Origin of the sequence: Corallococcus sp. AB049A, from assembly GCF_003668885.1 — a bacterium.
Lineage (GTDB): Bacteria > Myxococcota > Myxococcia > Myxococcales > Myxococcaceae > Corallococcus > Corallococcus interemptor.
This window is the reverse complement of record NZ_RAWL01000453.1, coordinates 1-6,766: the sequence shown is the minus strand read 5'-3', so window position 1 is coordinate 6,766 and position 6,766 is coordinate 1. Positions and strand designations below refer to the sequence as shown.

Sequence of the window (6,766 nt, the reverse complement as noted above, 5' to 3'; positions counted from 1 at the left end):
GGCCATCGCGAGTCCCCCGTCCGGCGTCATCGCGGCGGGTTCCGTGGAGGCGGGAGCCACGGACTTCGGCTGCGTGGCGGAGTCCGCGAGGGCGGCGTCCGGGGACTTCGCCGGCGCGGCTTCGGCCGGGGCAGGTGGCGCGGGCGCCTTCACGGGGGCCGAGCCCTGGGGCCCGGGCCGCGCCGGGCCTCCCGCCGGAGGCCCCTTCATGGGCGCGGGAGGCGACTGCGCGTCGGGGCTGAACAGGCCCATCATCCAGGCGAGCCCCAGGCACAGCACGGCCACGAGCACCGCGCCCGCGACGAACAGCACGGTGCGAGAGCGCCGGGGCGCCCCGGAGGCGTCGAGCGTATCGGGCCCCTCGTCGTCGTAGGCCTCGTCCTCGTCGACGGGAGCGCGCACGGCCCGCCGGGGTGGCGGCCTTCGCGGCGGCTGGAACCCGATGGTGGACTCGTCGTCGTCCGGGTCACCGGTCGTGACGGGCGTCGGGTCCGTGAGGCTCACCCCGGAGGGGCCGGGGTCGGTGTTGAAGCGTTCGTCGTCCTCGGGAGCAGGCCGGGGCGGAGGGCGCACGTTGCGAGCCCCGGGGCCCGAAGGCGGAGCGGCGCGGTTCGCGTCGCTGGACGCCGAACCCGGCCGACGCGGGCCCGGCGGTTGCGACACGCGTCCGTCGCCACCCATACGGCGCGGACCGGACGACAGCGGTTCGGCGCGGCCGTCGTCTCCCATACGCCGGGGACCGGACGACAGCGGCTCGCGGCCGTCGTCCCCCATGCGGCGCGGGCCGGATGACAGAGGTTCGGAGCGGGCGTCGTCCCCCATGCGGCGGGGACCGGACGACAGCGGTTCGGAGCGGCCATCATCGGCGGACGCCATGCCCGTCCGGCGCGGGGCCGGCGTGGTGGCGCGCCCCTCCGACGCGGAGGGCTGAGGGCGTCGCGGCGAGGGCGCGAAGGGATCATCCGAGGCCCCACTCCCACGCGGCATGGCCACGCCGGACGAAGGACGCCGGGAACGGTCGGAGGCGCCCCGCTCTCCTGCCCCGGAGCGCGCGGTGGCCTCCGGAGGGCCGTTGCGCCGGGCTGGCGTAGGCGTGGGCGCGACCGGCCGGGGACGGCGCGCGCGCAGCGGCACGGTGGAGTCGGCGTCCTCGTCCTCCTCCTGCGCCTCCTCGTCCCACGCCTCATCCTCGAACACGGGCTCCAGGTGGCGGCGCGGCGAGGGAGCCCCGGGCATCGTGCCGACCGCGGTGGACTCGCCATCGTCGTCCTCGTCGTCGTCCCGTCCCAAGGGCAGGTCGCGCGGCAGCGCCATCTGCGTCTCGGGCTCCTTCTCCTCCGCGTCCCAGGCGCGCAGCGCGGCCGCCTCCGCCGTGGGCCGCCGCGCGGGAGGCCGCGACACCAGCCCCGCCGGCGTCAGCGCGGAAGGCCCACGGAGCTGCGAAGCCGTCCCGCCCAGCGGCAGGGTGCGCGCGCCGGTGTCCTCGTCCCCCGCGAGCGGCAGGGTGCGCGCGGCGGTGTCCTCCACGTCCGCCAGGGGCAGCGTGCGCGCGGCGGTGTCCTCCACGTCCGCCAGGGGCAGCGTGCGCGCGGCGGTGTCCTCCGGCAGGTCGGGCACCGGCGGCGGCAGCGGCGTGCGAAGGGCCGGCAGCGGCAGCGTGGCCTCGTGCCGGCCCGCGCGCTTCGCCGGGGGGATGTGGAGCACGGTGCGCTCCTCCTTCTCCCCCAGCAGCCGCGCGATGTACCCCGCCACGTCCAGGCTCTGCTTGAGCACGCCCGACGCGAGGAACGCCTGCAGGTCGTCGCGCACCTCGGACGCCCGCTGGTAGCGCTGGGTGCGGTCCTTCACCAGGCACCGCATCACGATGCGCGACAGGGCCTCCGGGTAGTCCGGGCGCACCAGGTGCGGCGGCGACGGCTCCTCGTAGCGGATGGCGTAGAGGATGCCTTCCGTGGTGGGGCGGTGGAAGGGCTGCTTGCCGGTGGTGATTTCGTACAGCATCACCCCCAGCGCGTAGATGTCCGCGCGGTGATCCAACCGCTCCTGGAGGATCTGCTCCGGCGACAGGTAGAGGAACTTCCCCTTGATGACGCCCGGCTTGCTGCGCTCCATGAACGCGCCGGCCTTGGCGATGCCGAAGTCGACGAGCTTCACGCGCCCGTCGTACGAAATCATCACGTTCTGCGGAGAGACGTCCCGGTGGATCAACTCCAGGGGGCGCCCGTCCACGCCTCGGCTGAAGTGCGCGTGGTCCAGGCCCGCCGCGATGGCCGCGCAGATCTTCGCCGCGACGCCGTACGGCATGGAGGCGCCGAACTTGTGCTCCTCCGCGAGCACGCGGCGCAGGTCCACGCCCTCCACGTACTCCATGCAGATGAAGATGTTGTCCCCCTCCTTCCCCAGCTCGTGCACCTGCACGATGTTGGGGTGATGGAGCTGGGCGGCGATGCGCGCCTCGTCCAGGAACATCTGGACGAACTCCGGCTCCTCGGAGAGGTACGGGAGGATCCGCTTGATGACCACCAGCGTCGGATCCGGCGGCTTGTGCGCCAGGAAAAGCTCCGCCATCCCGCCCAGCGCGAGGCGCTTGATGAGCAGGTATCTGCCGAACGGGGTGGCCGTCTGGGGCGAGCTCAAGGACGTGGAAGGTGCGGGCCGCGGGTGGAACTTTGAAGCGTGTCCGGAGCCTACCTGCAATCCCGCCCCGGGGGGAGCCGACCGACCCGCCCGGCGCCGGACTCTAGGCAGGCCCGGCGGGCCACGCGAACTTTCGGGCCCCTGAAACACGACCGCCCCCCAGGGCCACAGGGCCCTGGGAGGCGGACGGGGAAGACGTCAGCTGGCGGAGGATTACGGGAAGGCCACGCCGTCCACCTGGCCCGGCAGGTCCGCGCAGTCCTGCGGGATGAGGGTGTAGGTGTAGCGCTTGTCGTCGAGGCCCGGCACGCCGCTGTCGGCGATGTTGTCGCCGCAGCCGGTGATGTCCGTGCCGCCGTCCTTGCAGGGCGCGAAGGTGTAGGTATCCCAGACGCCGCTGATGCCGTTGGGGAACGTCACCGCTCCGCCGTCCAGGGCCGCCTTCTGGTAGTCGCAGCGGGTGCCGCCGTCGCCGGACCGGTCACGGGTCTTGTCGTGGTACACGAGGATGCCGCCGGTGACCTCGAAGCCGTAGTAGAGGGTGCCGGCGTCAGCTGAGTCCAGGCGCTGCAGCTGGGTGGGCTGCGCGTTGGTCAGCGTGAGCGGACCCGCCAGGTGGACGCGCGTGCCCAGGTAGGACGCGCTGTTCTGCGCCGCCGCGAGCGACGCCGTCAGGTCATCCACCGTCACCTCGTTGGCCGGCGGCAGGTTCGCCGTGCCCGCATCCGTCGTCTTGGGCGTGATGGCCAGCGGGATCGGGGGCGTGCGCTGGTTGGCCAGGTGGTGGCGACGGCCAGTGAAGGGCTCGTAGTTGGGCTCCGTGCCGAAGTAGCCCGCGATGTCGACGGTGTCGCCCACCTGCGGGTGGTACGTGTTCGGAGTGTCCGAGTAGAACTTGTGGATGAAGAGGCCCTCCTTCGGAGCGGCCGGATCCGTCACCCAGAAGTACGAGCGCCACTCCGAGCTCGTGCCCAGCTTCTCGTAGTGGACACCCGTGATGACCACGTCGCGCAGGGTCGCCTTGGTGCCGAACGTCAGCTTGCGCGTCGCGGCGATCTGGTTCGCCGTGCCCGCGTCCGTGCCCGCGTCCAAGCCAGCATCGCTGCCCGCGTCGGTGCTGCACACGCCCGTGCAGCCAGCGTCGGGCGTGGGGGTGGGGTTCTCATCATCACGACCGCCACAGCCGGCGGCGGTCGCCATCGCGGCGGCAGCGAGGAGTGCCGCGGCGCCCAGCTTCGTGCGCAGTTCCATTCGTTTCTCTCCGGGAGGTGAAGGGCGCCGTCGTTGTTGAAGTCCGACGCCGGTCGGGCTGAGGATTCAGGCCCTTATACCGGTGGCTTCGTAGGGCCGGCAAGGAACGGACCGAGGCCCTGTTCGTCACATCATCGTCAATTCAGGAATAGGTGGATCATGCTGCCGCGCGACATCTTTCTCCATGGGCTCAAGCCCACGCTCCACATCGCGCACCGCGGCGGAGCGCTGCTCGCGCCGGAGAACACGCTGGAGGCCTTCCAGCGCGCCGTCCACACGCACCGCACGGACATGCTGGAACTGGACGTGCACCTGTCGCGCGATGGCGAAGTGATTGTCGCGCACGACGACACGCTGGAGCGCTGCACCGACGGAGCCGGTCCGCTCGCGGCGCTCACGCTGGCGGAGCTGCGCAAGCTGGACGCGGGCCACCGCTTCACCCCGGACGGGGGCCGCACCTTCCCCTTCCGGGGCCAGGGCATTCGCCTGCCCACGCTTCGCGAGGTGCTGCGCGCCTTCCCCACCCTGCCCCTCAACGTGGAGCTGAAGCCAGACGTGCCGGGCGCGGAGGAGGTGCTCGCCCGCCTGCTCACGGAGGAAGGGGCCCTGGGCCGCGTGTGCCTGGGCAGCGAGCAGGACGTCATCGCGGAGCGGCTCCATGAAAGGCTGCCCGACGCGTGCCACTTCTACCCGCGCGACGCGCTGGCCGCGTTCGTCCTGGCGCTCAAGGCGGGCGAGGCGCCGCCGGAGGATGCGCGCTTCAGCGTGCTCGACATGCCGCTGTACTTCGGCGAGGTGCGGCTGGTGGACGACGTGCTGCTCAAGGCCGCGGCCGAGCGCGGCAAGTGGATCAACGTGTGGACGGTGGATGATCCGGCGGAGATGGACCGGCTCATCGCCGAAGGCATCGGCGGCATCATGACCGACCGGCCGGACCTGCTCCGCCAGCGAATGGACGCCCCTGGAAAGCCGGGTTAAGCCTTCGGGCTCCATGCCCCGCTCCACCTCCCGCGCGCGTCCGGCGTCGTCCCGCACCGAGCCCCCGTCCAAGGCCTCGCCCCCGGCCGGCGCCGGAACGAAGCCCGCCGCCCGCAACACGCTGAAGGTGAAGGTGCCTCGCGCCAAGCGCTTCGTGGCGCTCGCGGGCAACATCGGCGCGGGCAAGACGACGGCCGCGAAGCTCATCAGCCAGGGCTTCGGCTTCGAGCTGTTCGACGAGCCCGTCATCGACAACCGCTTCCTGCGTGACTACTACGGCGACATGTCGCGGTGGTCGTTCACGCTGCAGCTGGAGTTCCTCATCCGGCGCGTGGAGCACCACGAGCTCATCCACTCCGTCCGCAAGAGCTGCGTGCAGGACCGCACGCTCTACGAGGACCCGGAAATCTTCGCCAAGTACCTGCACGGCCTGGGGCACATGACGAACGCGGAGCTGGACCTGTACTACGAGTACTTCCAGCGGCTGTCGCGCCACATCGTGCGGCCGGACAAGGTCATCTGCTTCGACGTGCCCTCGGAGGACGTGCTCCTCCAGCGCATCCGCACGCGCGGCCGCGCCGAGGAGAAGGGCATCGGGAAGCAGTTCCTCAAGGGCCTCAACGGCTACTACGCGGGCTTCCCCCAGGTGCTCCAGGAGAAGTACGGCGTGGACTGCCTGGTGGTGGACGTGTCCACGCAGGACATCCGCAAGGGACAGGGCCGCGAGGAGTTCATGGACCGCGTCTCCGCATTCCTCGCCTGACGCGGCGCCCCCGCTCGTGCGACGCTGCGCCGCGCCATGCACGACCTCAGCCCGAAGAGCCCGCGCGACTCCGAAGTGGTGATGACGCAGCTCATCCTCCCTCCGGACGCCAACAACCTGAACGCCGCGTTCGGCGGGAAGGTGATGCAGTGGATCGACATCTGCGGCGCCGTGGCCGCCCAGCGCCACTGCCGTCAGGTCGTGGTGACGGCGTCCATGGACGACCTGCACTTCCACGCCCCCATCCGCGTGGGCTGGATTGCCCTGCTCCACGCGCGCGTGCTGGCGGCGTTCCGCACCTCGCTGGAGGTGGGCGTCACCGTGCACGCGGAGAACCCGCTCACCGGTGAGCGGCACCTCACCACCAGCGCGCTGCTCACCTTCGTGGCGCAGGGCCAGGACGGCAAGGGCGTGCCCGTGCCGCCGCTGCTCCTGGAGTCGGACGCGGAGCGCCAGGCCTTCCAGGAGGCGGAGGCCCGCCGCGCCCAGCGCCGCAACCGCGGCCGGGGGGAGCAGAACTGGATGAAGGTCATGAAGCCCGTGGCCGGCGCCTGAACGCACGAAGGGCCGGGGGCACGCCTGTCTGGCGTCCCCTCGGCCCTTCTTCCAGCCTGAAGCGCCGGACGGCGGATCAGGTGGTGAACGACGTCCCGCAGCCGCAGGACGACTTGGCGTTGGGGTTCTCGAACTTGAAGCCCGCGCCGGTGATGCTGGTGACGTAGTCGATGTGCGTGCCCGAGAGGTACTGGGCGCTCAGCGCGTCCGTGGCGATGGCCACGCCATCCTGCTCCCACGTCTGGTCGCCCGCCTTCGTCTCCTTGACGAGGTTCAGGTCGTAGCCCAGGCCGCTGCAGCCGGAGGGCACCACGCGGATGGAGAAGAAGTAACCCTGGAAGCCCTGGGCCTGGATGACCGTCTTCACCTGGGCGATGGCGGCGGCCGTCAGGACGACGGGGCCAGAGGTGGTGGGCTGGGAGGCCGGCGTGGTGCCGGCGACGGCGGTAGAAGTATCCATGTGCTTCACTCTCCTCGTGGACGGCGCCTCATAACGCCCTGGCGCCCGAAAAGCCAAGGGACCTGACGGACCCCTTCCCGGCTCAACAGAAGATAACCCCCATGCCCATCCCCGAAATCACC

The 6,766-nt window shown here is 71.4% G+C and carries 6 protein-coding genes; 3 read left to right on the top strand and 3 right to left on the bottom strand.

What is annotated here, in order from left to right:
* Together D7X55_RS33245 and D7X55_RS33240 are read right to left on the bottom strand one after the other, a co-directional pair.
* The coding region (locus D7X55_RS33245; RefSeq protein WP_147470304.1) for a serine/threonine-protein kinase at positions 1-2,637 on the bottom strand (2,637 nt) is incomplete at its 3' end.
* A 213-nt stretch (positions 2,638-2,850) separates the two neighbouring features.
* Positions 2,851-3,888 carry a hypothetical protein gene (locus D7X55_RS33240; RefSeq protein ID WP_121725162.1) on the bottom strand — a complete coding sequence of 346 codons (1,038 nt, stop codon included), beginning with the start codon at positions 3,886-3,888 and terminating at the stop codon, positions 2,851-2,853.
* A gap of 159 nt (positions 3,889-4,047) precedes the next feature.
* Between D7X55_RS33240 and D7X55_RS33235 the strand changes: the two genes are divergently transcribed.
* The 3 genes from D7X55_RS33235 to D7X55_RS33225 are packed head-to-tail and all read left to right on the top strand — an operon-like array spanning position 4,048 to position 6,184.
* A complete protein-coding gene (locus D7X55_RS33235; protein WP_121725161.1) occupies positions 4,048-4,866 on the top strand; it encodes a glycerophosphodiester phosphodiesterase in 819 nt (272 codons plus the stop codon).
* 13 nt (positions 4,867-4,879) lie between these two features.
* A complete protein-coding gene (locus D7X55_RS33230) occupies positions 4,880-5,629 on the top strand; it encodes a deoxynucleoside kinase (protein ID WP_120552797.1) in 750 nt (249 codons plus the stop codon).
* Positions 5,630-5,665: 36 nt separating this feature from the next.
* Positions 5,666-6,184 (top strand): acyl-CoA thioesterase, encoded by a 519-nt coding sequence (locus tag D7X55_RS33225; RefSeq protein WP_120552798.1) that lies wholly within the window; start codon positions 5,666-5,668, stop codon positions 6,182-6,184.
* Between the two features lie 76 nt (positions 6,185-6,260).
* Here D7X55_RS33225 and D7X55_RS33220 read toward each other — a convergent pair whose 3' ends face one another.
* Entirely contained in the window at positions 6,261-6,644 is a 384-nt protein-coding gene (locus D7X55_RS33220; protein WP_120552799.1) for an iron-sulfur cluster assembly accessory protein, read from the bottom strand.
* Positions 6,645-6,766 lie beyond the last annotated feature (122 nt).